Source organism: Pseudomonas sp. LG1D9 (assembly GCF_002949995.1).
Taxonomy (GTDB): Bacteria; Pseudomonadota; Gammaproteobacteria; order Pseudomonadales; family Pseudomonadaceae; genus Aquipseudomonas; species Aquipseudomonas proteolytica.
On record NZ_CP026881.1, the window covers coordinates 3,104,195 to 3,130,975 of the forward strand.

Here is a 26,781-nt window from a genome sequence, read left to right on the forward strand (position 1 = left end):
AAGGAGCATGAATGTGACCGCGCTAAATCTGATTCCAGGCCAACTGAGCCTTGCCCAACTGCGTGCCATCTACCAGCAGCCGGTAACCCTCAGCCTGGATGACAGCGCCACGGCGCAGATCGAAGCCAGTGTTGCCTGTGTCGAGCAGATCCTTGCCGAGAACCGCACCGCCTATGGCATCAACACCGGTTTTGGCCTGCTGGCCTCGACCCGTATCGCCAGCGAAGACCTGGAAAACCTCCAGCGTTCCCTGGTGTTGTCCCACGCTGCCGGCGTGGGTGAACCGATCAGCGATGCGCTGGTGCGGTTGGTGATGGTGCTCAAGGTCAACAGCCTGAGCCGTGGTTTCTCCGGGATTCGCCGCAAGGTGATCGACGCGCTTATCGCCCTGATCAACGCCGAGGTCTACCCACTTATCCCGCTCAAGGGCTCGGTGGGGGCTTCCGGTGACCTGGCGCCGCTGGCCCATATGTCCCTGGTGCTGCTGGGCGAAGGCAAGGCCCGTTACAAAGGGCAATGGCTGGAGGCCACCGAGGCGCTGAAAGTCGCCGGCCTCACGCCTCTGATCCTGGCGGCCAAGGAAGGCCTGGCGCTGCTCAACGGCACCCAGGTTTCCACCGCCTACGCCCTGCGCGGTCTGTTTGAAGGCGAAGACCTGTTCGCCGCCGCCATCGCCTGCGGTGGCCTGACCGTCGAAGCCGTGCTGGGCTCGCGCTCGCCGTTCGACGCGCGCATTCATGCGGCCCGTGGCCAGCGTGGGCAGATTGACTCAGCGGCCGCGTATCGCGACCTGCTCGGCGACAGCAGCCAAGTGTCCCAGTCCCACCAGAACTGCGACAAGGTGCAAGACCCGTACTCCCTGCGCTGCCAGCCACAAGTCATGGGCGCTTGCCTGACCCAGTTCCGCCAGGCGGCCGAGGTGTTGGTGGTCGAAGCCAACGCGGTGTCGGACAACCCGCTGGTATTTGCCGCCGAGGGTGATGTGATCTCCGGCGGTAACTTCCACGCCGAACCGGTGGCGATGGCTGCCGACAACATGGCCCTGGCCATCGCCGAAATCGGCTCCCTCAGCGAGCGTCGTATTTCGTTGATGATGGATAAGCACATGTCGCAACTGCCGCCATTTTTGGTGGGCAACGGCGGGGTGAACTCCGGGTTCATGATCGCCCAGGTGACTGCTGCGGCCTTGGCCAGTGAGAACAAGGCGCTGTCCCATCCCCATAGCGTCGACAGCCTGCCGACGTCGGCCAACCAGGAAGACCACGTCTCCATGGCCCCGGCTGCCGGCAAGCGCCTGTGGGAAATGGCTGAAAACACCCGTGGCATTCTCGCGGTGGAATGGCTGGCCGCGTGCCAGGGCCTGGACCTGCGCGATGGCCTGAAAACCTCGCCGAAGCTGGAACAGGCCCGTGGGATCCTGCGCGCCAAAGTAGGGTTCTATGACAAGGACCGCTTCTTCGCCCCGGACATCAATGCCGCCAGTGAGCTGTTGGCCAGCCGCTGCCTGAATGAGCTGGTACCCGCCAAGTTGCTACCAAGCCTCTAAACACTCCCCCGATCCCGTGTGGGAGCTGTCTCGCCCGGCGAGGCTGCGATAGCGGTGGACCAGGCAATGTAAATGTTGCCTGTGCCGCCGCCATCGCAGCCTCGCCAAGGCTCGACAGCTCCCACAGGTGATCGTCCATAGGTTCGGATTCTCTCTGGATAACAATAATTAGGGACGAGAAATGCACCAGCAAGCACAAGGTCTCAAACGCGGACTGACCGCCCGCCATATTCGCTTCATGGCACTGGGGTCGGCCATCGGCACCGGGCTGTTCTACGGCTCCGCCTCGGCCATCCAGATGGCCGGCCCGGCGGTGTTGCTGGCCTACCTGATCGGTGGCGCTGCGGTGTTCATGGTGATGCGCGCCCTCGGTGAAATGGCCGTGCACAATCCGGTGTCTGGCTCCTTCGGCCAGTACGCCAGCACCTACCTGGGCCCGATGGCCGGCTTTATCCTCGGCTGGACCTACGCCTTCGAGATGATCATCGTCTGCCTGGCGGACGTCACGGCCTTCGGCATCTACATGGGCTTCTGGTTTCCCGAAGTCGCACGCTGGGTCTGGGTGCTCGGCATTGTCCTGCTGATCGGCGGGCTGAACCTGTGCAACGTCAAGGTGTTTGGCGAGATGGAATTCTGGCTGTCGCTGCTCAAGGTCGGCGCGATTGTCGCGATGATCCTCGGTGGCTTCGGCATCATGCTGTTCGGCGTGCATTCGGCCGGTGACGCGCCAGCCAGTGGCTTGAGCAACCTGTGGGCCCATGGCGGCTTCATGCCCAATGGCGTGGGCGGCCTGATCGCTTCGTTTGCGGTGGTGATGTTTGCCTTTGGCGGCATCGAAATCATTGGCATCACTGCGGGTGAAGCCAAGGACCCGCAACGGGTAATCCCCAAGGCGATCAACGCGGTGCCGCTGCGCATCCTGCTGTTCTATGTGCTGACCCTGTTTGTGCTGATGGCCATCTACCCATGGCCGCAGATCGGCAGCCAGGGCAGCCCGTTCGTGCAGATCTTCAGCAACCTGGGGATTGGCTCGGCGGCGACTATCCTCAATATCGTGGTGATCTCGGCGGCGGTCTCGGCCATCAACAGTGACATCTTCGGCGCAGGCCGCATGATGTACGGCCTGGCCCAGCAAGGGCAGGCGCCCAAGGGCTTTGCGCAACTGTCGCGCCACGGTGTGCCGTGGATGACCGTGGTGGTGATGGGCGCTGCGCTGTTGGGCGGCGTGGTATTGAACTACCTGATCCCGGAAAACGTGTTCCTGGTGATTGCCTCGATTGCCACCTTCGCCACCGTCTGGGTATGGCTGATGATCCTGGTCACGCAGGTGGCAATGCGCCGCTCGATGAGCAAGGAACAGATCGCCGAACTGAAATTCCCGGTACCGTTCTGGCCCTATGCGCCGGCGGCGGCCATTGTATTCATGCTGTTTATTTTTGGCGTACTGGGCTACTTCCCGGACACCCAGGCCGCGCTGCTGGTGGGTGCCGCATGGATTGTGCTGCTGGTCGTCGCCTACCTGCTGTGGGTCAAGCCTGCAGCCGGGCAAGCGGCCAAGGTCCATTACGACCCGGCTTTGTCTCATCGATAACTTAGGGAGGCGTTGATGAAAACGCTTTGGCAACACTGCCACATCGCAACCATGGCCCAGGGCGAGTACTCGATCATCGAGGATGGCGCCATGGTCACGGCCGGCACGCTGATCGAGTGGATCGGCCCACGGGCCGAGCTGCCCAGTGGCGACTACGGGCAGACCCATGACCTGCAGGGGGCATGGGTCACGCCGGGGCTGATCGACTGCCATACCCACACGGTATTTGGCGGCAACCGCAGCGGTGAGTTCGAGCAGCGCTTGCAGGGCGTGAGCTACGCCGAGATCGCCGCGGCCGGTGGCGGCATTGCCAGCACCGTGCGCGCCACCCGTGCAGCGACCGAAGACGAGCTGTTTGACAGCAGTCGCAAGCGCCTGCGCAGTTTGCTGCGCGATGGCGTGACCACCGTGGAGATCAAGTCCGGCTACGGCCTGGACCTGGCCAACGAGCGCAAGATGCTGCGGGTGGCCCGGCGCCTGGGCCAGGAGCTGCCGGTCAGCGTGCGTGCCACGTGCCTGGCGGCCCATGCGTTGCCGCCGGAGTACAAGGACCGTGCCGACGACTACATCGAGCATATCTGCAACGAGATGCTGCCAGCCCTGGCCGCTGAAGGGTTGGTGGATGCCGTGGATGCGTTTTGCGAATACCTGGCGTTTTCCACCGAGCAGGTCGAGCGTGTGTTCAAGGTTGCCCAGCGTTTGGGCTTGCCGGTAAAGCTGCACGCCGAGCAATTGTCGTCCCTGCACGGCTCCAGCCTGGCGGCGCGGTATCAGGCGCTGTCGGCGGACCACCTGGAATTCATGACCGAAGAAGATGCCATCGCCATGGCCGCCTCCGGCACTGTCGCCGTGCTATTGCCGGGGGCGTTCTATTTCCTGCGTGAAACCCAGTTGCCTGCGATGGATGCCTTGCGCAAGCACGGGGTGAAGATCGCGATTGCCAGCGACCTCAACCCCGGCACTTCACCGGCCCTGTCATTACGGCTGATGTTGAACATGGCCTGCACCTTGTTCCGCATGACCCCGGAAGAAGCCCTGGCCGGCGCCACCCGGCATGCCGCCACGGCGCTGGGCATGGGTGACACCCACGGCTCGCTGGAAGTGGGCAAGGTGGCGGACTTTGTCGCCTGGCAGATCGATCGTCCCGCCGACCTGGCCTACTGGCTGGGCGGCGAGCTGGATAAACGCGTTGTGCGCCACGGCGTCGACGTCACTGTGTAAGGAGTAGCGTTGTGGACAAGGTTCTGAACTTCAAACAAGGCAGCACCCCGCTGCTGATCAGCATGCCCCATGCCGGCCTGCGCCTGACGCCTGCGGTGGCGGCGGGCTTGATCCCCGAGGCACAAAGCCTGCCGGATACCGACTGGCATATCCCCACGCTGTACGATTTTGCGGCAGAGCTGGGGGCCAGCACCCTGGCGGCCGAGTATTCGCGGTTTGTGATCGACCTGAACCGGCCATCTGACGACAAGCCGCTGTATGCCGGCGCGACCACGGGCCTGTTTCCAGCGACGTTGTTTGATGGCGTGCCGTTGTTCAGCGAAGGCAAGGAGCCGTCGAAAGAGGAACGGGCGACCTACCTGGAGCAGATCTGGACGCCCTATCACCAGACCCTGCAGCACGAACTGGCGCGGCTCAAGGCCGAGTTCGGCTACGCATTGCTGTTCGATGCGCATTCTATCCGCTCAGTCATCCCGCACCTGTTCGACGGCAAGTTGCCGGACTTCAACCTCGGCACGTTCAACGGTGCCGCCTGCGATCCCGGGTTGGCCAGCCAATTGGAAGCGATCTGCGCGGCGCACCCGCAATACAGCCATGTGCTGAACGGGCGTTTCAAGGGCGGGCACATCACCCGGCACTACGGCAACCCGGCGCAGGCTATCCATGCAGTGCAACTGGAGCTGGGGCAGTGCACGTATATGGAGGAGTTCGAGCCGTTTCGTTATCGGGCGGATTTGGCCGAACCGACACGTCGAGTGCTTATGGAGTTATTGAAGAGCATGCTGGGTTGGGGATGCCGGCAGTATGCCAAATAAAGGCGGATGCGATCTTTGAAAAAAGATCGCATCTTTAATCTCCGAGCCTCAATAAATAAGACGTGGGGGGCCGGTTAATACGTTGAAGTGGCCGCGTATTTGAATGTTTGTTTTATCGGGCGCGACAACCAGGACGCTGAACTCGCCCAGGACTCTTTTCCTGCCACTCTCCCAGCGATAGCTGATGTGTCCCGAAATGCCGAGGTAGTCAACAGTGGTATCGATCTTGTTTTGAGCGTCGGGAATGTGGTCAATAATTCTAAAAAAGCTGGCGCTGTTTTTTTGAGTTGCGGGGAGGCTTTTGGCAGGTGCCATCGGCTGATTGTCTTCCAGAGGGGTTCGCGCAATATATAAATGGATCCCCTGTACTTCCTTGATCGCCCCGCCTTCTACGATTTCCTGAAAGGCCTCGATTTTCCAGCAGGCGTCTTCTGAGGTACCTTCGGGGGGCTCAACCCTGACTTTAACGGCTTTGAATTCTAAATTGCTGGTCGGATACTGCACGCTAGCCACAAACTCCTCGTTTGTCTTGATACGGTGCACGCCACCCTTCTTCAGGTTAAAACCGCCCATTATTCTAAAGCTAGAGACGCCCGGGTTTTCGACGGTCAGGTCAAATGTTCCGCGCAAGTAGGTTTTGTCCGTGTTCCATTGATACGTTATCCAACCGTTGCGCAGAGGAAAGTTATTGGCTGTATCAACTTCTTTATCTATATCGTCAGGGCTGTCTGTGTATTTATAAAAGTAGCCGCTGTTTTTCGTCATGACGGGATACGGTTCGGGCGTGGCAAGTGCATGATCGAAGCTGGTTGAGTTCTTATCAAGAAAGAACTGGAATAAATTGACTTCGTCGCTGTAGGTTGTTTCGTTTATGGTGTTTTCGGCGGCGGTTATTTTCCAGCAGTCGGTGCCGGAAATATCATAGCTGTCAATACTTGCTTTATCGGCGGTGATTTTTTCCGTATGGCTGGAAAAAATCAGATCGGCCGTAAAGTATTCTATGAACTCATCCTGGATTATTTGAGTGGACATGGCGCAACTCTCCTGTGGCCGTGAAATTCCGCAAGGCGGTTGTCATGATTTAAATGCCGTTATAAGGAGGTGTCGACTGTCATAGTTGACAGTTTTTTATAATATTTGGATATAGCGCCAAGAGGGATTATGGAGGGTATCTGTGTCTGCGTAAAAGAAGCAGCGCCTTGGCAGGCAGATCTGCTGACACAGATCCAAGCCCTCAAGAACATGCTCATTGCACAATTCGGGTTTATGATGCCAGACGGCAAAATAATAGACGTCCCCCCAGGGATGGACCCGACCCCTTACGGAGCGCGCAATGCAGACTTTGTTCCCGCAGATCAAACCCTACGCCCGGCACGATCTGGCCGTCGATGAAACCCACACGCTGTATGTCGACGAAAGTGGTTCCCCGCAAGGTTTGCCCGTAGTTTTCATCCACGGCGGCCCCGGCGCCGGCTGCGATGCCAACAGCCGCTGCTATTTCGATCCCAACCTGTACCGTATCGTCACCTTTGACCAGCGCGGTTGCGGGCGCTCCACGCCACGGGCCAACCTGGAAAACAACACCACGTGGGATCTGGTCGCTGACCTTGAGCGCATTCGCGAGCACCTGGGCATTGAAAAGTGGGTGCTGTTCGGCGGCTCCTGGGGCTCGACCCTGGCCCTGGCCTATGCGCAAACCCACCCCGAGCGTGTGCTTGGCCTGATCGTGCGCGGCATTTTCCTGGCCCGCCCCCAGGATATCCAGTGGTTCTACCAGGCCGGCGCGAGCCGTCTGTTCCCCGATTACTGGCAGGACTACATCGCGCCAATCCCTGTGGAAGAACGCCACGACATGATCAGCGCCTACCACAAGCGCCTGACCGGCAACGACCAGATCGCCCAGATGCATGCCGCCAAGGCTTGGTCCACCTGGGAAGGCCGCATGTTGGGCCTGTGCCCCAACCCGCAGTTGATCGAGCGTTTTTCCGAGCCGCAGCGCGCCTTGTCGATTGCGCGTATCGAGTGCCACTACTTCACCCATAACTCCTTCCTGGAGCCCGACCAGCTGATTCGCGACATGCACAAGATCGCTCACCTGCCGGGCGTCATCGTGCATGGCCGCTACGATATGATCTGCCCGCTGGACAATGCCTGGGAATTGCATCAAGCCTGGCCGAACAGCGAATTGCAGGTGATCCGCGAGGCGGGTCATTCTGCCGCCGAGCCTGGAATCACCGATGCGCTGGTGCGAGCCACGAACGAGATGGCACGGCGCCTGCTTGATCTGCCGCCAGAAGAAGCATGAAGGGGCTTTTACAACGGGTGCGCGGCGCCCGGGTCGAAGTGGCAGGCGAAGTGGTGGGGGCGATAGACCAGGGTTTGCTGGTGCTGGTGGCCGTCGAGCCTTCAGATACAGCGGCCAGTGCCGACAAGCTGTTGCATAAGCTGCTTAACTATCGGGTGTTCAGTGACGACGAGGGCAAGATGAACCTGTCGTTGAAGGATATTGGCGGTGGTTTGCTGCTGGTGTCCCAGTTCACCCTGGCGGCCGATACCAAGAGTGGCCTGCGTCCCAGCTTCTCCACGGCGGCGCCTCCGGCGTTGGGCGAGGCGCTTTTTGGGCACTTGCTGCTACAAGCGCAACAATTGCATGGCACGGTGGCATCGGGGCGTTTTGGCGCGGATATGCAGGTGCATCTGGTCAATGACGGGCCGGTCACCTTCCTTTTGCAGACCTGATTGTATGAAAAACGACTTTTAATGCGCAAAAACCCAAGTTTTCGCTACAAATACTTCGCTGCCCCTGCTGCGTTATCTCACGGGCTACTAGATAATCGCGCGCTACGGGGATCAGCGTAAATTGGTCCAATTTTGATTTAGGTAGAGACTTGTCCGCTCGCCCTTGGGGAATCATTTAGCCCCATCGGAGTCGGAACAATGCTCGCCAACCTGGCATATAGATAGCTGGCCGTTGGTTTTTTGATCTGTTTTCGGCGAGGGTTGCTCGTGATTGTTAGTCCCTGTAATGCACCAAAATTGTCTGCCAAACGGTTACGAAACGCACTGGTAACGGGCTCCGCCCTGTTTTGCCTGTTCGGCGCGGGTCAACTGTGGGCATTCAGTCTGGACGATGTGTCGGCCAAGGCAAAAGAGCTGGCCGGGCAGAAGTACGAAGCCCCGCGCAGCAATCTGCCGAACGAATTCCGCGAAATGAAATTCGCTGACTACCAGAAAATTCGTTTCCGCAATGAAAAAGCCGAGTGGGCCGATCAGAAAACCCCGTTCAAGCTGTCGTTCTATCACCAGGGCATGCACTTCGACACGCCGGTGAAGATCAACGAAATCACCGCGACCGACGTCCAGGAAATCAAGTACGACCCGACTCGTTTCGATTTCGGCGACGTCACGTTTGATCCTAAAGCCACCGATCAGCTGGGTTATGCCGGCTTTCGCGTGCTGTACCCGATCAACAAGGACGATAAGCAAGACGAAATCATGACCATGCTCGGCGCCAGCTACTTCCGCGTCGTGGGCAAGGACCAGGTCTACGGCCTGTCCGCCCGTGGCATGGCGATCGATACCGCGCTGCCGTCCGGCGAAGAGTTCCCGCGTTTCACCGAGTTCTGGATTGAGCGTCCAAAACCGGGTGACAAGCACCTGGTGATCTTTGCCTTGCTGGATTCGCCACGGGCCACTGGCGCCTATCGCCTGATCCTGCGCCCGGGTACCGACACCATTGTTGACGTCAAGTCGCAGATGTTCCTGCGTGACAAGGTCAGCAAACTGGGGGTTGCCCCGTTGACCAGCATGTTCCTGTTCGGCGCGAACCAGCCGTCCAAAGTGCTCAACTACCGTCGTGAACTGCACGATTCCAGCGGTCTGTCGATCCATGCCGGCAACGGCGAGTGGATCTGGCGCCCGCTGAACAACCCAAAACACCTGTCGGTCAGCAACTTCTCGGTAGAAAACCCGCGTGGTTTCGGCCTGTTGCAGCGCGGTCGCAACTTCAGCCAGTACGAAGACCTCGACGACAACTACGACAAGCGCCCAAGCGCCTGGATCGAGCCTGAAGGCGACTGGGGCAAGGGTTCCGTCGACCTGGTAGAGATCCCGACTGCCGACGAGACCAACGACAACATCGTTGCGTTCTGGAGCCCGGCCGAGCTGCCCAAGCCCGGTGAGCCGCTGGATATCGCCTACCGCCTGCACTGGACGCTCAACGACGCACCGTTCCACTCGCCAGACAGCGCCTGGGTCAAGCAGACCCTGCGTTCGACCGGTGACGTGAAGCAATCGAACCTGATCCGCCAGCCAGACGGCAGCGTGGCCTATCTGGTGGACTTCGAGGGCCCGTCCCTCAAGGCCCTGAAGCCCGATGCGGCAGTGCGCAGCCAGGTCAGCGTCGGCGAAAACGGCGAAGTCGTGGAAAACAGCGTGCGCTACAACCCGCACACCAAAGGCTGGCGCCTGACCCTGCGCTTGAAGATCAAGGACGCAGGCAAGCCGACCGAAATGCGTGCGGCCCTGGTCCAGGACATCGTCAAGCCTGAGCCAGAGCAGGCTTCCACCCAAGTCCTGAAGGCTGACAAAGTCCTGGCCAAGCAACACGAGAAACAGGCCAAGAAAGATGCCAAGGACAAGCAAGACAAGCAGCCAGAAGCTGCCCCAGCCACCCCGGAACCGGTCAAGACAGAAACAGAACAAGTCCTGACTGAAACCTGGAGCAATCAGTTGCCTGCCGATGAGTAACTCCCCAGTCCAGCCAGAGACTCTTGCCGAGTATCTGGCGCATCTTCCGATGACCGACGAGCAGCGCGCCGAACTGGCGGGCTGCAAGTCCTTCTCCGAACTGCACGAGCGCCTGTCGTCGTCGACCTTTGACGCACCGGTGGACGCCGCGCAGGCGTCGGTTGGCCGCCGCTTGACCCTCAACACGGCCGAAGAGCTCGAAGACGCCGAAATGCTGGTGCTCGACGCCGCAGGTCGGGTTTGCCTCAAGGCTACGCCGCCGATCCGCCGTACCAGGGTGGTGCCCGAGCCTTGGCGCACCAATATCCTGGTGCGCGGCTGGCGCCGGCTGACCGGCCGCAGCAACCGGCCTGCGCCGCCCAAAGACGAACGCGTGCTGCCGGCTGCGCGCTGGCGCACGGTCGGTTCGATCCGCCGCTATATCCTGCTGGTGCTGATGCTCGGCCAGACGATTGTGGCCGGCTGGTACATGAAAGGCATCATGCCTTACCAGGGCTGGTCCTTCGTCGACTTTGACGAGGTGCGCAACCAGACCCTGCTGCAAACGGCCACCCAGGTACTGCCATACGCCTTGCAAACCAGCATCCTGATCATGTTCGGGATCTTGTTCTGCTGGGTTTCGGCAGGTTTCTGGACCGCGCTGATGGGCTTCCTCGAGCTGCTCACCGGTCACGACAAGTACCGCATCTCCGGCAAAAGCGCCGGCGACGAGCCGATCCCGAAAGATGCCCGTACCGCGCTGGTCATGCCGATCTGCAACGAAGACGTGCCGCGGGTTTTTGCCGGCCTGCGCGCGACCTTCGAGTCGGTGGCCGCTACCGGTGACCTCGATCGTTTCGACTTCTTCGTGCTCAGCGACAGTAACGACGCCGATATCTGCATCGCCGAGCAGCAAGCCTGGCTCGACGTCTGCCGCGAAGCCGGTGGCTTTGGCAAGATCTTCTATCGCCGCCGTCGCCGTCGCGTCAAACGCAAGAGCGGTAACCTCGACGACTTCTGCCGTCGCTGGGGCGGTGACTACAAGTACATGGTGGTCCTCGACGCCGACAGCGTGATGAGCGGCGAATGCCTGACCAGCCTGGTGCGCCTGATGGAAGCCACGCCGGACGCCGGGATCATCCAGACCGCGCCACGGGCTTCGGGCATGGACACCCTGTATGCGCGCATGCAGCAGTTCGCCACCCGCGTCTATGGCCCGCTGTTCACCGCCGGCCTGCACTTCTGGCAGTTGGGTGAATCCCACTACTGGGGCCACAACGCTATTATCCGCATGAAGCCGTTTATCGAGCATTGCGCCCTGGCGCCATTGCCAGGTAAAGGTGCGTTCGCTGGCTCCATCCTGTCCCACGACTTTGTTGAAGCGGCGCTGATGCGCCGTGCCGGCTGGGGCGTGTGGATTGCCTATGACCTGCCAGGCAGCTACGAAGAATTGCCGCCCAACCTGCTGGACGAACTCAAGCGTGACCGTCGCTGGTGCCACGGTAACCTGATGAACTTCCGCCTGTTCCTGGTCAAGGGCATGCACCCGGTACACCGTGCGGTGTTCCTCACCGGCGTGATGTCCTACCTGTCGGCGCCGTTGTGGTTCCTGTTCCTGGTGCTGTCCACGGCCCTGCTGGCGGTCAACACCCTGATGGAGCCGCAGTACTTCATGGCACCACGCCAGTTGTACCCGCTGTGGCCGCAATGGCACCCGGACAAGGCGGTGGCACTGTTCTCCACCACCATCGTGCTGCTGTTCCTGCCCAAGTTGCTGAGCATCATCCTGATCTGGGCCAAGGGCGCGAAAGAGTTCGGTGGCAAGTTCAAGGTGACCTTGTCGATGCTGCTGGAGATGTTGTTCTCCATGCTGCTGGCGCCGGTGCGGATGATCTTCCACACCCGCTTTGTACTCGCCGCGTTCCTCGGCTGGGCTGCGACCTGGAATTCGCCGCAACGTGACGACGACTCCACGCCATGGAGCGAGGCGGTCAAGCGCCACGGCCCGCAGACTTTGCTGGGCTTCTTCTGGGCACTGCTGGTGGTGTGGTTGAACCCTAGCTTCCTGTGGTGGTTGGTGCCGATTGTCGGTTCGTTGATGCTGTCGATCCCGGTCTCGGTGATCTCCAGCCGGGTCAAGCTGGGCCTCAAGTCTCGCGATGAAAGCCTGTTCCTGATCCCCGAGGAATACAATCCGCCGCAGGCGCTGCTGTCGACCGACCTCTACACCCACGAAAACCGTTGGCATGCACTCAACGACGGTTTTGTACGGGCAGTGGTCGATCCGCAACAGAACGCCCTGGCCTGCGCCCTGGCAACCTCGCGCCATGGTCAGGCGGAGCCGATTGAGTGGCTGCGTACCGATCGCGTGCGCCATGCGTTGAAAGTCGGCCCGGCTGGGCTGACCAACAACGAGCGCGTAGCCTTGCTCAGCGACCCGGTGGCCCTGGCTCGCTTGCATGAGCAGGTCTGGAGCGAAGGGCACGCTGAATGGCTTGGCGCTTGGCGCGAGTCGGTCAAGGCCGACCCGCATGCGCCGTTGCTGCCGCTCAAACCGCTGTCCTCCCAGGTGCAACCTGCCTGATTCAGACGCCCCCGAGACCTGTCTCGGGGGCGCTTGATACGCCCGTCCTACAGCGCTTGTCGCTCGCGTCTCAACCTTCTAACTTCGATACAAAAGACCCTGGCTCAAGGCGTATTGCCGTGCCTGCCAGTGGGTTAGGATCGCCCCCCAAATCTGAATAGACCGCCTCTGGTTTGCGCTGAATCCGCAACGCCCGGTGCGCGGCTGCTTAATGAAAAAGGGGCTTTTCATGGTCAAGGGTTACTGGTCGATACTGCTGCTGGGCTTTATCGCGTTTCTGCAGGTGCAGGTGGCACAGGCAGGCGCCATCGATGAGGCCGTGCGGCGCGGGGTACTGAAAGTGGGGACCGACCCCAACTACGTGCCCTTTGAAATGACCGACAAGCACGGGCGTGTGATTGGCTTTGAAGCCGACCTGCTCGAAGAGATGAGCAATGCCTTGGGGGTGACGCTGGAATGGGTCCCGGTGGCCTATACCGAACTGATCCCGGGCCTGCTGGCCGGCCGCTTCGACCTGATCGGCAGCGGCATGACCGTGACCCAGGAGCGCAACCTGCAACTCAACTTCAGTGATTCGTTCATCATTGTCGGCCAGACCGTCCTGCTCCACCCGCGCCTGGCCGGCAAGGTCGGCAGCATTGAAGACTTGAACGAAGCCGGCTATCGCATTGCTGCCGCAGACGGCACCACGGGCGAAGCCGCGGCGCGTCGCTTCCTGGGGGCTGCACAGCTGCGCAGCTTTGCCACGGCGGAGGAAGGCGTACGTCAGGTGGTCAGCGGCGAGGTGGATGCATTTATCCACGATGCGCCCTATAACCTGATTGCCCTGGCCAAGCCGCAAAACCACGGGCTGCTGGCCCTGGAACAGCCTTTTACCTATGAACCCCTGGCGTTTGGGGTGAAAAAGGGCGATTACGACAGCCTGAACTGGATCAATCACTTCCTGAATCAGATTGCCCAGGACGGCACCTACGATCGGCTGCATGACAAGTGGTTCCGGGACACGGACTGGTTGTCGGAGATCGAATGATGGTCACAACTGCTTACATAAGTTCTAGAGCCTGGCCCCCTGTGGTAAACCGTCTAACTGCGCTTTTCTCCGGGGTTTTGTAGGGTTTTTCTGTCATATCCGCCAACAAATCCCGGCTAGACCTTTGTGCCGGTGGGCGAGTGGGTTAGCATCGCTCCCCGAAGAAATAGTGCAGGCGTGCTAAGGCCTGCATCAAAATAAAATGAGTCAGGGGACTTGGTGATGAAAAAGTATCTTTCGATGCTCATGCTCGGTGTTACAGCCTTGCTGGCAGTCAATACGGCCCAGGCCGGTGCGATTGACGACGCGGTCAAGCGCGGCACCTTGAAAGTCGGTATGGATCCGACCTACATGCCGTTCGAGATGACCAACAAGCGCGGCGAAATCATTGGTTTCGAAGTCGACCTGCTCAAGGCGATGGCCAAGTCCATGGGGGTCAAGCTGGAACTGGTCTCCACCGGTTACGACGGCATTATCCCGGCCTTCCTGACCGGCAAGTTCGACATGATCGGCAGCGGCATGACCCTGACCCAGGAGCGTAACCTGCGCCTGAACTTCAGCGAACCGTTCATCGTGGTTGGCCAGACCCTGCTGATCCGCAAGGACCTGGAAGGCACCATCAAGTCCTATAAAGACCTGAATGACGAGAAATACCGCCTGACCTCCAAGCTCGGTACCACCGGCGAGATGGTGGCCAAGAAGCTGATCTCCAAGGCCAAGTACCACGGCTACGACAACGAGCAGGAAGGTGTGCTTGATGTGGTCAACGGCAAGGCCGACGCCTTTGTCTACGACGCGCCGTACAACGTGGTTGCCGAGAAAAAAGTCGGCAATGGCAAGCTGGTGTACCTCGAAGAACCGTTCACCTACGAGCCTCTGGCATTTGGCCTGAAGAAGGGTGATTACGACAGCGTCAACTTCATCAACAACTTCCTGCACCAGATCAAGCACGACGGCACCTACGATCGCATCCATGACAAGTGGTTCAAGAGCTCCGAGTGGCTCAAGGACATGGAATAAGAGCGCTGTGGCGAGGGGGCTTGTCCCCCGCTGGGTGGCGAAGCCGCCCCTGCAAGGCTTACCCAGCTGTATCAGATAGACCGCAGGGGGTGGTTTTTGGGCGGCTTCGCCACCCAGCGGGGGACAAGCCCCCTCGCCACGACAGCCCCCTCGCCACAGAGGGGCTTGCCCCGACCTTGATGGATGTTGAGCAATGAAACAGAAAAAAGCCCAATGGCCCTGGCACTTGCTGACCGTGCTGGTGCTGGTCGGCCTGGCCGGCGCGTTGTACTACGCCACCTCGCTGATGTCCTACGAATGGCGCTGGAACCGCGTGCCGCAATACTTCGCCTACCAGGCTGAAGAGTCCAAGCGGGCGGCGGATATTTCCACCGTGGTCGAGTTGGTACGCAAGGGCGACGTTGCTGAAGTTACCTTGCGCAACGACGCCGGCGCCGAGCAGCACCTGACGGTGGCCGAAAACAGCCTGCAAGTGGCCCGTGGCGACGATGTGGCCGAAGGCGATGTGATCGGTGTGACCCGGCACTGGGCGCTGGGCCCGTTGATGTGGGGCTTGTGGACCACCCTGTGGCTGTCGCTGGTCTCGGGGGTATTGGGCTTGTTGATTGGCCTAGCGACGGGCCTGTGTCGGTTGTCGAATAACCCGACCCTACGCGATCTGTCGACGATCTACGTCGAACTGGTACGCGGCACGCCGCTATTGGTGCAGATCTTCATTTTCTACTTCTTTATCGGCACGGTATTGAACCTGTCCCGCGAGTTCGCCGGTATTGCCGCGCTGTCGCTGTTTACCGGCGCCTACGTGGCGGAAATCGTGCGTGCCGGTGTGCAGTCGATTGCCCGTGGCCAAGGCGAAGCGGCCCGGTCCCTGGGCTTGAGCGCCAGCCAGTCGATGCGCCACGTGGTGTTGCCGCAGGCCTTCAAACGCGTGCTGCCGCCGTTGGCCGGGCAGTTTATCAGCCTGGTCAAGGACACCTCGCTGGTCTCGGTGATCGCCATTACCGAGCTGCTCAAGAGCGGTCGCGAGGTCATCACCACCTCGTTCTCGCCGTTTGAAATCCTGTTCTGTGTCGCAGGCCTGTACCTGCTGATCAACCTGCCGCTGTCGAAAATGGCCAGCCGGCTTGAGCGGAGGCTCGCGCAAAGTGATTGAAGTCCGCGATCTGGTAAAAGTCTTCGACACCCGTGGGCATGTGGTCCGCGCCGTGGATCACGTCACCACCCAGGTGGCCAAGGGCGAAGTGCTGGTAGTAATCGGCCCATCTGGCTCTGGTAAGTCGACGTTCCTGCGCTGCCTCAATGGCCTGGAGGAGTTCGACTCAGGCTCGGTGAGCATCGACGGCTTGCAACTGGCCGACCCCAAGACCGATGTGAACGCCTATCGTCGCGAAGTCGGCATGGTGTTCCAGCACTTCAACCTGTTCCCGCACATGACCGTCCTGGAGAACCTGTGCCTAGCGCAGAAAGTCGTGCGCAAGCGCGGCAAGAAAGAGCGTGAGGCCAAGGCCCTGGCGTTGCTGGAAAAGGTCGGCATTGCACAGAAAGCCAACGAGTTCCCCTCGCGGCTTTCCGGTGGCCAGCAACAGCGTGTGGCGATTGCCCGGGCGTTGGCCATGGAACCCAAGGTCATGTTGTTTGACGAGCCCACTTCGGCACTGGACCCGGAAATGGTCGGCGAAGTGCTGGATGTCATGAAAACCCTGGCCCTGGAAGGCATGACCATGGTCTGCGTCACCCACGAAATGGGCTTTGCCCGGGAAGTGGCGGATCGGGTGTTGTTTTTCGATCACGGCAAACTGCTGGAAGATGCTGCGCCCGCGCAGTTCTTCGATTCGCCGAAGGATCCACGGGCACAGGCGTTCTTGCGTCAGGTCCTGTAAGTCGCGGGGGCAGGTTCAAACCTTGAACTTGCCCACGCACTTCTGAAGATTGCTGCCCAATCGGGCCAGTTCAATACTTGCCGCCGCTGTCTGTTCGCTGGCCGCGGCGGTTTGTTCCGACACATCCCGCACTTTCAACACGCTGCGATTGATCTCTTCGGCCACCGCACTTTGCTGCTCGGCGGCGGCGGCGATCTGTGGATTCATTTCCTGGATGAGCAGCACAGTGCGCGCGATTTCCGTCAGGGCATCCCCGGCGTTGCGCGTCAGGCCGACACTGCGATCGGTCAGGGTGCGGCTGTTGTCCATGATATCGGCAACCTGTTGCGTGCCACTGTGCAGCCCGCCAATCAGCTCTTCGATTTCCTCGGCAGACTGCTGGGTGCGTTGGGCAAGGCTGCGCACTTCGTCAGCGACCACGGCAAAGCCTTGGCCGGCTTCCCCGGCGCGGGCGGCCTCGATCGCCGCATTGAGCGCCAGTAGGTTGGTCTGCTGGGACACCGACTTGATCACCTCCAGCACGCTGCCGATCTTCTGGCTTTCCCGTTGCAGGCCCAGCATCGCCTGGCTTGAGCGCGCCATCTCGTGGGCGAGGTGTTCAATGTGCGCCACTGCATCTGTCACCACCTGGTCCCCCAGTTCGGTCTGCTGATTGGCCTGGCTGGCGGCAATCGCGGCCTGTTCGGCATGCCGGGCCACTTCCTGGGCGGTGGCGAGCATCTGGTTCATGGCGGTCGCTACCTGCTCGGTTTCGTCGCGCTGATTGCTGACGCCCGCGCGGGTTTGCTCGGTGACGGCCGAAAGCTCTTCGGCGGCGCTGGCGATCTGCCGGGCATTGTCGCTGATGCTGCCGATTAGGCTCCGCAGGTTGAGGGTCATTTGCGCCATGCTGCATTGCAACTGACCCAGTTCATCCCGGCGCCGGGTTTGCACATCGTGGCTCAGGTCTCCATCGGCGATGCGGTTGGCCACGGCCAGCGCCCGGCGTAGCGGTTTTACGATCTGCCCGGCAATCACCCAGGCCGCCAGGGCGCCGAACAGCAAGGCTGCAGCAGTGATGGCAACGGTTTGGGTGCGGGCATTTTCCGCCTCTTGGTTGCGACGCTCGGTCTGGTCCTGACTGAGCAGGTCACTTTGTGCCAACAGTTGGTCCAGTTGCTGCTCCAGCAGGTTTTGCGCCTTTTCGGTGTTGAGTTGGGTATCGCGCAGGCGTGTCAGGTGGGTGCGGATGCTGAGTACGACATTTTTCAATGCGCCGCTGTCCACCGGTAACTTCTCTACGGCGGCCTGGGCCAGTTCGAGGCTGCGTTGCGCGTCGCTGACGGCCTGGGCATAGGCATCCAGGGAACTGGCGGCCCAGGCCGGGCTTGTGGCGCGGTCTTCGGCCTGTTCGATGGCCAGGCGCAAATCCTCGACGGTATCGAGGGCTTTCTGGTCTTCTTGATCGGGTAGGTCGCTGGCCAATTGGGACAGGGCGTCACCGCCGTCGATCGTGCTTTGCTTCAATTGTTCACGGGCGGTTTCCCGCTGCTTGACCAGTGCCGGTACATCCTTGAGCGTGGTTTTGAACTGGCCGGAAATACTGACCATGCTTTGCAGGTATTGGAGCGGCTTGGCTACCGTGACGCGTGTTGTAACCTCGGCCAGATACCCGTCGACCCGCTCTATGGAAAGGCTGAGTTTTTTCAGGCTGGCCTCATCGTCAAGGGTGCGGTAGACGATGCGGTCGGCCCGCAGCTCTTCGCCGGTCACCGCCAGTTGCGCCAGTACGCTCAGGGTCTGCGAACGGTAGAGCGAGGCGGCCAGGGCCTGCCAGCCGGTGAGGGCAATCACCAGGCTCAGGGCCAAGACCAAGGCAAAACCCAGAACCAGTTTGAGGGTGACGCTGGCGTCACCCAGCAGTTGAGTCATTCGACGAAGCATGGTCAACCTCCGGCAAGTGAACAAAGGCGTTCGCTGTACCGGGGCGCCGAAGGGCGTGGACACAGTGAACCCATTTGAACGCTAGTTCCGTTGGGCGCCGGGCGTATGGATCACGGTCTGAAAAGAATGTAGGAAACTTCACAAGCTTTAAGCGGCGACCCGGACGGATCGCCGCGAAGGGCAGGTATCAAACCCGGAAGCGGCCGACCAGTGCCTGCAGATGGGTGCCCAGGCGCGCCAGTTCGGTACTGGAGGCGGCGGTCTCTTCACTGGCCGCTGCGGTCTGCTCCGACACATCACGCACATTCAGCACGCTGCGGTTGATCTCTTCGGCCACCGCGCTCTGTTGCTCGGCGGCGGTGGCGATCTGCTGGTTCATGGCCTGGATCGCCGAAACCGTGCGAGTGATGTTTTCCAGGGCATTGCCGGCCCGGCGGGTCAGCTCGACGCTGCTGTCGGTGAGGCTGCGGCTGTTGTCCATGATGGTCGCCACTTGTTGGGTGCCACTTTGCAGGCCGACGATCAGTTCTTCGATTTCCTCGGTGGATTTCTGCGTGCGTTGCGCCAGGCTGCGCACCTCATCGGCCACCACCGCGAAGCCACGACCGGCTTCCCCGGCGCGTGCGGCTTCAATAGCGGCGTTGAGTGCCAGCAGGTTGGTTTGTTGGGCCACGGACTTGATCACGTCCAGGACGCTGCCGATCTTGTCGCTTTCGCGCTTGAGATGGCCCATGGCCTCGGTGGAGTTGCCGACTTCGCCGGCCAGGCGCTCGATCTGGGCGATGGCCTCGCCGACCACTCTGTCACCTTCGCGGGCCTGTTGGTCGGCGGCGACGGCGGCTTCGGAAGCCTCTTCGGCATTGCGCGCCACTTCCTGCACGGTGGCGGCCATTTCGTTCATGGCGGTGGCGACCTGGTCAGTCTCGACCTTCTGGCTGTTGACCCCGGCGCTGGTCTGCTCGGTAACGGCCGACAATTCTTCGGCAGCACTGGCGATCTGCGTCACGCCGTCGCTGATCCCGCCGATCAAGTCGCGCAGGCCCATGGTCATGCTTTGCATGGCACGTTGCAGTTGGCCCAGTTCGTCCTGGCGTTGCGAGACCAGGTCGTGGGTCAGGTCACCGGCAGCGACCCGCTCGGCGACCTTGAGGGTCTGGCTCAGTGGAATCACGATCTGGCGGGTGATCGCCCAGGCCGCCACGATGCCGAAGACCAGCGCCAGGGCGGTGGCGAGCATCAACAGGAACTTGGCCTGTGCAGCGTCGGCGTCGCGGATGATGGTTTGTGAGGCTGTGAGTTTTTTGCTGCGGTCGAACAGCAGGTCGCCTTGTTCAGCCATGGCCTTGAGGGCTGCGGCGCTGGCCACCTGGGAATCACGGAACTGGCTGACTGCCGCGAGGTAGGCCTTTAGGGAGTCGCTGGCCTCTTGCAGGTTGGCGCTGTATTGCTCCGGCAATTGACTGCGCAGGCTGTCGGCGTTTTTCAGGGCGTTGGCAATGGCGTCCAGGGCCGGCTGCTCGGCCTCGACCTTGGCGCTATAGGTGTAGCCACGTACCTGGAAGCGCGCCTGTTGGATCAACTTGCTCAAGTCGATCACGCTGTTGAATTGGCTGACGCTGTCGCCTTGCAGCAGGCTCTTTTCGATCTCCGACACGCGGGCGACGGCGTTGTCAGCGGTGGCGCCGAGTTTGCTGCGGGCGTCTTCGCGATGGGCGCCAGCCTGGACCATGGCAGCGAAGGCCTGTCGATACTTGGCGACGGCCGCCAGTTGCTCATCGATGACGGCAATATCGGCCGGCTGCTCGATCTGGCTACGCGCGGTCTTGAGGCCGCTGTCGAGTTTTTCCATCAGCTCGTTGACCAGCCCGGGACCCTGTTCGCCACGGCGCATTTCATAGTCCAGGCGGGCCTGGCGCAGGTCTTTGGTCAGTTCATTGAGGCTGGAAATAAAGCCCAGTTTATCGCCCCGGCTGATCACGCCGCTAAGGCCCGTCCAGCCAGTGAAGGTGATCAGAAGCGTGAGGAGCAACACCAGGCCAAAGCCCACGCTCAACTTGCGATTGACGCTCACATTTCCCAGTTTTTCAGCTAGCCAACGGTGCATGCGGTGAACTCCCCTGAACAAGGCTTGGACTTATCCTGAGGGTATCGGCATGCACGCGCGATTCTGTAGGAGCGAGCTTGCTCGCGAAAATCGTCAACGATAACGGGTACTTGCCAAATGAACGCGCGGCTCTCAAGTTTTTCGCGAGCAAGCTCGCTCCTACAAGAGATTTCAGTGGTCTATCAGAGCGGGTTAGAAGAGGCGGGCCAGCAGCGCGGTGACGGCGGTTTCTACCCGCAGGATCCGCGCACCCAGCTGCACCGGCTGCAACCCGGCCTTGGCCAGCAAATCCACCTCATAGGGGATCCAGCCACCTTCGGGGCCGATGGCCAGGGTCACCGGCTCATCCACATCGCGAGGGCAGGGCGGGTAAGTGCCGGGGTGCCCGACCAGGCCAAGGGTGCCCTGGGCCAGGGCCGGCAGGCGGTCTTCGACGAAGGGCTTGAAGCGCTTTTCGATGATGATCTCGGGCAACACGGTATCCCGGGCCTGTTCCAGGCCAAGGATCAGTTGCTCGCGAACCGCTTCGGGCTCCAGGAAGGGCGTCTGCCAGAAGCTCTTCTCGACCCGATAGCTGTTGACCAGCACCACCCGTGGCACGCCCATGGACGCCACCGTCTGCAACACCCGACGGAGCATTTTCGGGCGCGGCAGGGCCAGCAGTAACGTCAGTGGCAGTTTGGCCGGTGGCGGCTGGTCGAGGGTGATTTGCAGCTCGGCTTCGTCCGCTTCCAGGCGCAGCAGCTGGGCATTGCCCATCAGAGCGCCAATGCGCCCCACGCGCAGGCTGTCGCCGACCGCCGCGCGATGCACTTGCTGCATGTGCACCAGGCGTCGGTCACGCAGCACCACCCGGTCGGCCGCGATAAAGTCGGCGTCTTCAAGCAGCAGCAGGTTCACGGTTGTGTCGCTGGCGGCTGGTCGTCATCGGCGGGTTGGTCATCCGGGTGTTCGCCACGCTTGCTCACCAGGCTGCCAAACAGGATGCCTACTTCAAACAGCATCCACATCGGCACGGCCAGCAAGGTTTGCGAGAAGATATCCGGCGGGGTCAGGATCATGCCGACCACGAAGCAGCCGATGATCACGTAAGGGCGGATCTTGCGCAGGTACTGCACGTCGACCACGCCGATCCACACCAGCAATACCACCGCCACCGGGATCTCGAAGGCCACGCCAAAGGCGAAGAACAGCGTCATCACGAAGTCGAGGTAGCTGGTGATATCGGTCATCATTTCCACGCCGGCCGGGGTGGCGGCGGCGAAGAACTTGAAGATCAGCGGGAACACCAGGAAGTACGCAAACGCCATGCCGGTGTAGAACAGCATGATGCTCGACACCAGCAGCGGCACCGCGATGCGCTTTTCATGCTTGTACAGGCCCGGGGCGATAAAGCCCCAGATCTGGTGCAGGATCACCGGGATCGCCAAAAACAGCGAAACCATCATCGTCAGCTTGAGCGGCGTCAGGAACGGCGAGGATACGTCGGTGGCGATCATCGTCGCGCCCACCGGCAGGTACTCGCGCAGCGGCGTGGAGACAAAGGTGTAGATCTGCTGGGTAAAGGCAAACAGCCCGGCAAAGATCACGAAGATCGCCGCGACACACCGCAGCAGGCGGGTGCGCAACTCGGTGAGGTGCGAGACCAGCGGCATGTGCTGGTCGTTTTCCGGTTTATCAGCGCTCATGGGGCTCGCGGCGGCAATGTAGGGTCGTGGGGAGCGGGCGACGCGGCGGGCGTCGGCGCTGGCTCTGCTGGGAGCACGGGCGTTGCGGCCGGGGTGGTTTGGGCCACTGGCGCAATGCTCTGCTCGGCCACCGGCTCAACCGGTGTCGGCGCCTGTTGCTGGGGCGCGAGGATTTTCCGCGCTTCCTGCTCCAGGGACAGAATGTGTTCGTTGTGCAGTTGCCGGCGGATCTCGTCGGCGCCGATTTCCCGTTCAACTTCCTGTTTGATGGCGTTGAAACTGCGTTTCAGGCGCCCGACCCACAGGCCGGCCGTGCGTGCGGCGCCGGGCAGGCGTTCAGGCCCCAGCACCAACAGGGCAACAAGGCCGACGAGCAGCAGTTCAGAGAAGCTGATACCAAACATTAGTCAGTGCTCACGAGTCTTTGCGGGACGGCTCTTCGACTTTCTCGGCCTGTACGTCGAAGGTGCGACGCTCAGTGATCGGCTGCGCGGCCTGGGGGTGTACAGGTTGCGCCGGAGGAATCGGGTTGGCGCCGGCATCGGCCGGTTTTTCGTCGTCGTTCATGGCCTTGCGAAAGCCCTTGATGGATTCGCCGACATCGGTGCCCAGGTTCTTCAGTTTCTTGGTACCGAACACCAGGACAACTACCACGAGAATGACGATCCAGTGTTTCCAGTCAAAAATGCCCATGCTGCAATTCCTCAGTCAGAAAGTTATTCAGGCGGACGGGCGCGAGGCCTTTTCGGCGTGCCCGGACAAGCCGAAGCGACGGTCCAGTTCATCCAGCACGGCCTGTGGGTGCTGCCCCAGTTGGGCGAGCATCACCAGGCTATGGAACCACAAGTCGGCGGTTTCATAGATTACATCGCTGTAGTCGCCGCTGATTTCGGCATCCTTGGCGGCGATGATGGTCTCGACGGATTCTTCGCCGAGTTTTTCCAGAATCTTGTTCAGACCCTTGTGGTACAGGCTGGCGACATAGGAGCTGTCGGCGTCCGCACCTTTGCGGTCTTCCAGCACCTGGGCCACACGGTTCAGGGTATCGCTCATGTTCAATGTCCTGCCGAGTAAATGGCGTGCGGGTCTTTGAGCACCGGCTCGACGGTTTTCCACGCGCCGTTCTCGAACACCCGGTAGAAGCAGCTGTGGCGGCCGGTATGACAGGCGATGTCGCCGATCTGCTCGACCATCAGCACGATCACATCGGCGTCGCAATCCAGGCGCATCTCGTGCAGTTTTTGCACATGCCCGGACTCTTCGCCCTTGCGCCACAGTTTGCCACGGGAACGTGACCAGTAGATGGCACGCTGCTCGGCGGCAGTCAGGCTCAGGGCCTCGCGGTTCATCCAGGCCATCATCAGGATGCGCCCGGTCTTGTGGTCCTGGGCAATGGCTGGCACCAGGCCGTCACTGTCCCACTTGATCTCGTCCAGCCAGTCTTTCATCTTCGACTCCGACAGCCGTGCGTGGCCCGCCCCGGCATTGTGCAACAGTGTATAACCGGTCGGCCTATCGACGCACGACCAGATAAAGGCCCACGGCGACCATGATTGCGGCCGGCCAGTGACCCAGTTCGTGCAACGGCCCGCCGACGGCAAGCACCGCGCCAGCGCCCAGGTGCGCCGCGCCCAGCAGGCGCAGGAACCAGTCGTCCTTGCGCTGGTGCCACGGCGGCGCCGGGTCCTTGGCGTGGGGCTGGGACATGCGCTCGAGCAGATCGCGGGTCATGTTGGCCAGGTGCGGCAGTTGCTCGACCTGGCTTTGCAGGTTGCCCAGCAGGGTTTTCGGGCTGACGCGCTCGCGCATCCAGCGCTCAAGGAACGGTTGTGCGGTGTTCCACAGGTCCAGGTCCGGGTACAGCTGGCGGCCCAGGCCTTCGATATTGAGCAGGGTCTTTTGCAGCAGTACCAGTTGCGGCTGCACTTCCATATTGAAGCGCCGGGCGGTCTGGAACAGGCGCATCAGTACCTGGCCGAAGGAAATATCTTTTAACGGTTTTTCGAAGATCGGCTCGCACACGGTGCGGATCGCCGCTTCGAACTCATTGAGCTTGGTTTCGGCCGGCACCCAGCCCGAATCGATGTGCAATTGCGCCACGCGGCGGTAGTCACGCTTGAAGAAGGCAAACAGGTTGCGCGCCAGGTAGTCCTGGTCCTCGGGGGTGAGACTGCCGACGATGCCACAGTCGATGGCGATGTACTGCGGGCTCCACGGGTTCACCGTACTGACGAAGATATTGCCGGGGTGCATGTCGGCGTGGAAGAAACTGTCGCGAAATACCTGGGTGAAGAAAATCTCCACACCGCGCTCGGCGAGCATCTTCATATCGGTGCGCTGGTCGGCCAGGGTCGCCAGGTCGGTGACCTGCACCCCGTAGATACGCTCCATCACCAGCACTTTCGGCCGGCACCAGTCCCAATACACCTGCGGCACATACAGCAGCGGCGAGCCCTCGAAGTTGCGCTTGAGCTGGCTGGCGTTGGCCGCCTCGCGCAGCAGGTCGAGTTCGTCGTAGATGGTTTTTTCGTAGTCGGCGACCACGTCCACCGGGTGCAGCAGGCGCGCATCGGCAGAGAACCGCTCGGCGGCGCGGGCGAGGATGAACAGCCACGCCAGGTCCTGGCCGATGATCGGCTTGAGGCCGGGGCGGATCACCTTGACCACGACTTCTTCGCCGGTTTTCAGCTGCGCGGCATGCACCTGGGCGACCGAAGCCGAGGCCAGGGGCTCGACGTCGAACCGGCTGAACACCTCGCTGATTTTCTTGCCCAGCTGTTCTTCGATCAGCTTCATCGATTGCTGTGAGTCGAACGGCGGCACGCGGTCTTGCAGCAGCATCAGCTCGTCGGCGATATCTTCGGGCAGCAGGTCACGGCGGGTGGACAGGATCTGCCCGAACTTGATGAAGATCGGCCCCAGGTCCTGCAAGGCCAGGCGCAGGCGCGCACCACGGCTCAGGTCCAGGGTCTTGCGCGGGAACCAGCGCCACGGCAGCACGTAGCGCACAGCCAGCAGAAACCACGGCAGCGGCAGGGCGAACAGCAGGTCATCGAGGCGGTAGCGAATGACGACGCGTTGGATTCGGAACAGACGGCGGACGGCGAGCAGCTTCATGCGTTATCGCTTGGATCAAGGGAGCGGCTCAGGCGCTCGAAGCGCGCCTCAAGCCGTTCCAGGTCGAGTTTGGCCTGGTCGAGTTCACGAAAGCGCGCTTCGGCTTCCCGTTGTCCGACGAGGGTGCGCGATTCTTCGCTCAGGTATTCGGCGAGGTTTTGATTGAGGCTGGCGAAACCCTGCTGGTACCAGCGCGAGCGGCTGCGCAGGTGCCCGCTGATCAGTTGGGTGGCCACGGGGCCGAGCCAGCGGGACAGCTCGTATTCCCAGTCCAGCTCCAGGTCTTGCAGCACGGCGGCCAGGTCCATCAGTACCGCGCTGTCGCCCTCAAGCTCCACGTCCGGGCCGTGCAGGATCGCGGTCTTGTCCCGGCTCATGGCCAGGCGCAGCAGGCTTGAGCCGGAGGCACGCAGGGTGCAGTCGGCATCGGCGGCCCAGTGTGCCGCCAGCAACAGGCCTTCATCGCTGGGCAGGATGAACAGTTGCAAGGCGGGGCTGGTGCAATCGACGGCAATGATCTTGCCATTGAGGTGCGCCAGCCGCGCCAGAGCGGTGCTGTCCAGGCGCAGGACACGGTTGAGGCCGTGTTCGACGCTGGCGAGAAGGCCCGTGAACAACATCAGGGTTTGATGCCGCGGTGCAGGGCAACGATGCCGGAGGTCATGTTGTGGTAGGTAACGCGGTCGAAACCGGCCTCGACCATCATCGACTTCAGGGTTTCCTGGTTCGGGTGCATGCGGATCGATTCGGCCAGGTAGCGATAGCTTTCGGCGTCATTGGTGATCAGCTTGCCCATCAACGGCATGAAGGCGAACGAGTAGGTGTCGTAGACCTTGGACATCAGCGCGTTGGTCGGCTTGGAGAACTCCAGCACCAGCAGGCGGCCGCCCGGCTTGAGCACCCGCAGCATCGAGCGCAGGGCGTCTTCTTTATGGGTCACGTTGCGCAGGCCGAAGGCGATGGTCACGCAGTCGAAATGGTTGTCGGGGAACGGCAGCTTTTCAGCGTCGGCCTGGACGAATTCGATATTGCCCGCCACGCCCTTGTCCAGCAGGCGATCGCGGCCCACCTTGAGCATCGAGCCATTGATGTCGGCCAATACCACCTGGCCGGTAGGGCCAACGAGCTTGGAGAACTTGGCTGCCAGGTCGCCTGTGCCGCCGGCGATGTCCAGCACCCGATTGCCGGTGCGCACGCCCGACAACTCGATAGTGAACCGTTTCCACAGGCGGTGCATGCCGCCCGACAGTACGTCGTTCATCAGGTCGTACTTGGCGGCCACGGAGTGGAACACTTCAGCGACTTTTTCCGCTTTCTGGCTTTCCGGGACGTTCTTGAAGCCGAAGTGAGTGGTGGGTTCGGCATCGCTGCCTTTGCGCTGATCAGTCATATCGCTGTCACCAAAAGAGAATGCGGGACATGATAATCCCCAGGGCCTGCTTTGTCTTGGCAAGGCTGAAGGTAAGATAGATCGCCACCGAGACCTTTTGCCGCATGGCCGGGTAAACAAGGGGCTCAATAAGTCTTTGCAGCG

At 61.2% G+C, this 26,781-nt stretch carries 24 protein-coding genes and 1 pseudogene; 12 read left to right on the forward strand and 13 right to left on the reverse strand.

Features of this window, described 5'->3' with window-relative positions:
- The first annotated feature begins 7 nt into the window (after positions 1–7).
- The 4 genes from hutH to hutG all read left to right on the forward strand — a co-directional run bounded on the left by hutH (position 8) and on the right by hutG (position 5,173).
- On the forward strand, positions 8–1,546 hold the full coding sequence (hutH, locus tag C5F71_RS14695) for a histidine ammonia-lyase (protein ID WP_104911399.1): 1,539 nt from the start codon (positions 8–10) through the stop codon (positions 1,544–1,546).
- 181 nt (positions 1,547–1,727) lie between these two features.
- Entirely contained in the window at positions 1,728–3,137 is a 1,410-nt protein-coding gene (locus tag C5F71_RS14700; protein ID WP_070995908.1) for an amino acid permease, read from the forward strand.
- Between the two features lie 15 nt (positions 3,138–3,152).
- Positions 3,153–4,358, forward strand: a complete 1,206-nt coding sequence (hutI, locus tag C5F71_RS14705; RefSeq protein WP_070995907.1) for an imidazolonepropionase — start codon at positions 3,153–3,155, stop codon at positions 4,356–4,358.
- Positions 4,359–4,369: 11 nt separating this feature from the next.
- The gene (hutG, locus tag C5F71_RS14710) at positions 4,370–5,173 is read left to right on the forward strand and encodes an N-formylglutamate deformylase (protein WP_104911400.1); all 804 of its coding nucleotides are present in this window, start codon (positions 4,370–4,372) and stop codon (positions 5,171–5,173) included.
- Positions 5,174–5,221: 48 nt separating this feature from the next.
- On the opposite strand, the gene C5F71_RS14715 is transcribed toward hutG, so the two are convergent.
- The gene (locus C5F71_RS14715) at positions 5,222–6,205 is read right to left on the reverse strand and encodes a hypothetical protein (protein WP_092232852.1); all 984 of its coding nucleotides are present in this window, start codon (positions 6,203–6,205) and stop codon (positions 5,222–5,224) included.
- A 301-nt stretch (positions 6,206–6,506) separates the two neighbouring features.
- Between C5F71_RS14715 and pip the strand changes: the two genes are divergently transcribed.
- The 8 genes from pip (at position 6,507) to C5F71_RS14755 (ending at position 16,415) form a co-directional block, all read left to right on the forward strand.
- Positions 6,507–7,478: a prolyl aminopeptidase gene (gene pip / locus C5F71_RS14720; RefSeq protein WP_029295970.1), complete on the forward strand. Its 972-nt coding sequence runs from the start codon at positions 6,507–6,509 to the stop codon at positions 7,476–7,478.
- On the forward strand, positions 7,475–7,912 hold the full coding sequence (gene dtd / locus C5F71_RS14725; RefSeq protein ID WP_104911401.1) for a D-aminoacyl-tRNA deacylase: 438 nt from the start codon (positions 7,475–7,477) through the stop codon (positions 7,910–7,912). The genes pip and dtd overlap by 4 nt, the downstream gene beginning before the upstream one ends.
- A 267-nt stretch (positions 7,913–8,179) precedes the next feature.
- Positions 8,180–9,922, forward strand: a complete 1,743-nt coding sequence (locus tag C5F71_RS14730; RefSeq protein WP_104912625.1) for a glucan biosynthesis protein G — start codon at positions 8,180–8,182, stop codon at positions 9,920–9,922.
- Complete coding sequence (mdoH, locus tag C5F71_RS14735; RefSeq protein WP_104911402.1) at positions 9,915–12,485, forward strand: glucans biosynthesis glucosyltransferase MdoH; 2,571 nt, start codon at positions 9,915–9,917, stop codon at positions 12,483–12,485. The genes C5F71_RS14730 and mdoH overlap by 8 nt, the downstream gene beginning before the upstream one ends.
- Before the next feature lie 229 nt (positions 12,486–12,714).
- Complete coding sequence (locus tag C5F71_RS14740) at positions 12,715–13,515, forward strand: transporter substrate-binding domain-containing protein (protein ID WP_104911403.1); 801 nt, start codon at positions 12,715–12,717, stop codon at positions 13,513–13,515.
- A gap of 222 nt (positions 13,516–13,737) precedes the next feature.
- A complete protein-coding gene (locus C5F71_RS14745; RefSeq protein WP_104911404.1) occupies positions 13,738–14,535 on the forward strand; it encodes a transporter substrate-binding domain-containing protein in 798 nt (265 codons plus the stop codon).
- 193 nt (positions 14,536–14,728) lie between these two features.
- A complete protein-coding gene (locus C5F71_RS14750) occupies positions 14,729–15,688 on the forward strand; it encodes an amino acid ABC transporter permease (RefSeq protein ID WP_070995902.1) in 960 nt (319 codons plus the stop codon).
- A complete protein-coding gene (locus C5F71_RS14755) occupies positions 15,681–16,415 on the forward strand; it encodes an amino acid ABC transporter ATP-binding protein (protein WP_029295984.1) in 735 nt (244 codons plus the stop codon). The genes C5F71_RS14750 and C5F71_RS14755 overlap by 8 nt, the downstream gene beginning before the upstream one ends.
- 15 nt (positions 16,416–16,430) lie before the next feature.
- Here the strand turns inward: C5F71_RS14755 and C5F71_RS14760 are convergent, their stop codons facing one another.
- From C5F71_RS14760 to ubiE, 12 genes and pseudogenes are all read right to left on the reverse strand, one after another.
- Positions 16,431–18,338, reverse strand: coding sequence for a methyl-accepting chemotaxis protein (locus C5F71_RS14760; protein ID WP_177410405.1), 1,908 nt, complete (start codon positions 18,336–18,338; stop codon positions 16,431–16,433).
- Positions 18,339–18,525: 187 nt separating this feature from the next.
- Positions 18,526–19,398 carry a methyl-accepting chemotaxis protein gene (locus C5F71_RS29700; protein ID WP_371923394.1) on the reverse strand — a complete coding sequence of 291 codons (873 nt, stop codon included), beginning with the start codon at positions 19,396–19,398 and terminating at the stop codon, positions 18,526–18,528.
- 30 nt (positions 19,399–19,428) lie between these two features.
- A pseudogene (locus C5F71_RS29705) lies at positions 19,429–20,442 on the reverse strand (methyl-accepting chemotaxis protein); the annotation flags it as partial.
- Between the two features lie 192 nt (positions 20,443–20,634).
- Positions 20,635–21,342, reverse strand: a complete 708-nt coding sequence (locus C5F71_RS14770; RefSeq protein ID WP_104911407.1) for a 16S rRNA (uracil(1498)-N(3))-methyltransferase — start codon at positions 21,340–21,342, stop codon at positions 20,635–20,637.
- The gene (gene tatC, locus C5F71_RS14775; protein WP_029295992.1) at positions 21,339–22,130 is read right to left on the reverse strand and encodes a twin-arginine translocase subunit TatC; all 792 of its coding nucleotides are present in this window, start codon (positions 22,128–22,130) and stop codon (positions 21,339–21,341) included. The genes C5F71_RS14770 and tatC overlap by 4 nt, the downstream gene beginning before the upstream one ends.
- Complete coding sequence (gene tatB, locus C5F71_RS14780) at positions 22,127–22,534, reverse strand: Sec-independent protein translocase protein TatB (RefSeq protein WP_104911408.1); 408 nt, start codon at positions 22,532–22,534, stop codon at positions 22,127–22,129. Before tatB ends, tatC begins: the two co-directional genes overlap by 4 nt.
- 10 nt (positions 22,535–22,544) lie before the next feature.
- Positions 22,545–22,823: a twin-arginine translocase TatA/TatE family subunit gene (locus C5F71_RS14785; protein WP_070995899.1), complete on the reverse strand. Its 279-nt coding sequence runs from the start codon at positions 22,821–22,823 to the stop codon at positions 22,545–22,547.
- Positions 22,824–22,850: 27 nt separating this feature from the next.
- Positions 22,851–23,183: a phosphoribosyl-ATP diphosphatase gene (locus C5F71_RS14790; RefSeq protein WP_029295998.1), complete on the reverse strand. Its 333-nt coding sequence runs from the start codon at positions 23,181–23,183 to the stop codon at positions 22,851–22,853.
- A 2-nt stretch (positions 23,184–23,185) separates the two neighbouring features.
- Positions 23,186–23,578, reverse strand: a complete 393-nt coding sequence (gene hisI, locus C5F71_RS14795) for a phosphoribosyl-AMP cyclohydrolase (RefSeq protein WP_029296001.1) — start codon at positions 23,576–23,578, stop codon at positions 23,186–23,188.
- 64 nt (positions 23,579–23,642) lie between these two features.
- Positions 23,643–25,247, reverse strand: coding sequence for a ubiquinone biosynthesis regulatory protein kinase UbiB (gene ubiB / locus C5F71_RS14800; protein WP_070995898.1), 1,605 nt, complete (start codon positions 25,245–25,247; stop codon positions 23,643–23,645).
- A complete protein-coding gene (locus C5F71_RS14805) occupies positions 25,244–25,867 on the reverse strand; it encodes an SCP2 domain-containing protein (RefSeq protein ID WP_029296005.1) in 624 nt (207 codons plus the stop codon). The genes ubiB and C5F71_RS14805 overlap by 4 nt, the downstream gene beginning before the upstream one ends.
- A complete protein-coding gene (ubiE, locus tag C5F71_RS14810; RefSeq protein WP_003209306.1) occupies positions 25,867–26,637 on the reverse strand; it encodes a bifunctional demethylmenaquinone methyltransferase/2-methoxy-6-polyprenyl-1,4-benzoquinol methylase UbiE in 771 nt (256 codons plus the stop codon). Before ubiE ends, C5F71_RS14805 begins: the two co-directional genes overlap by 1 nt.
- Positions 26,638–26,781: the final 144 nt, after the last annotated feature.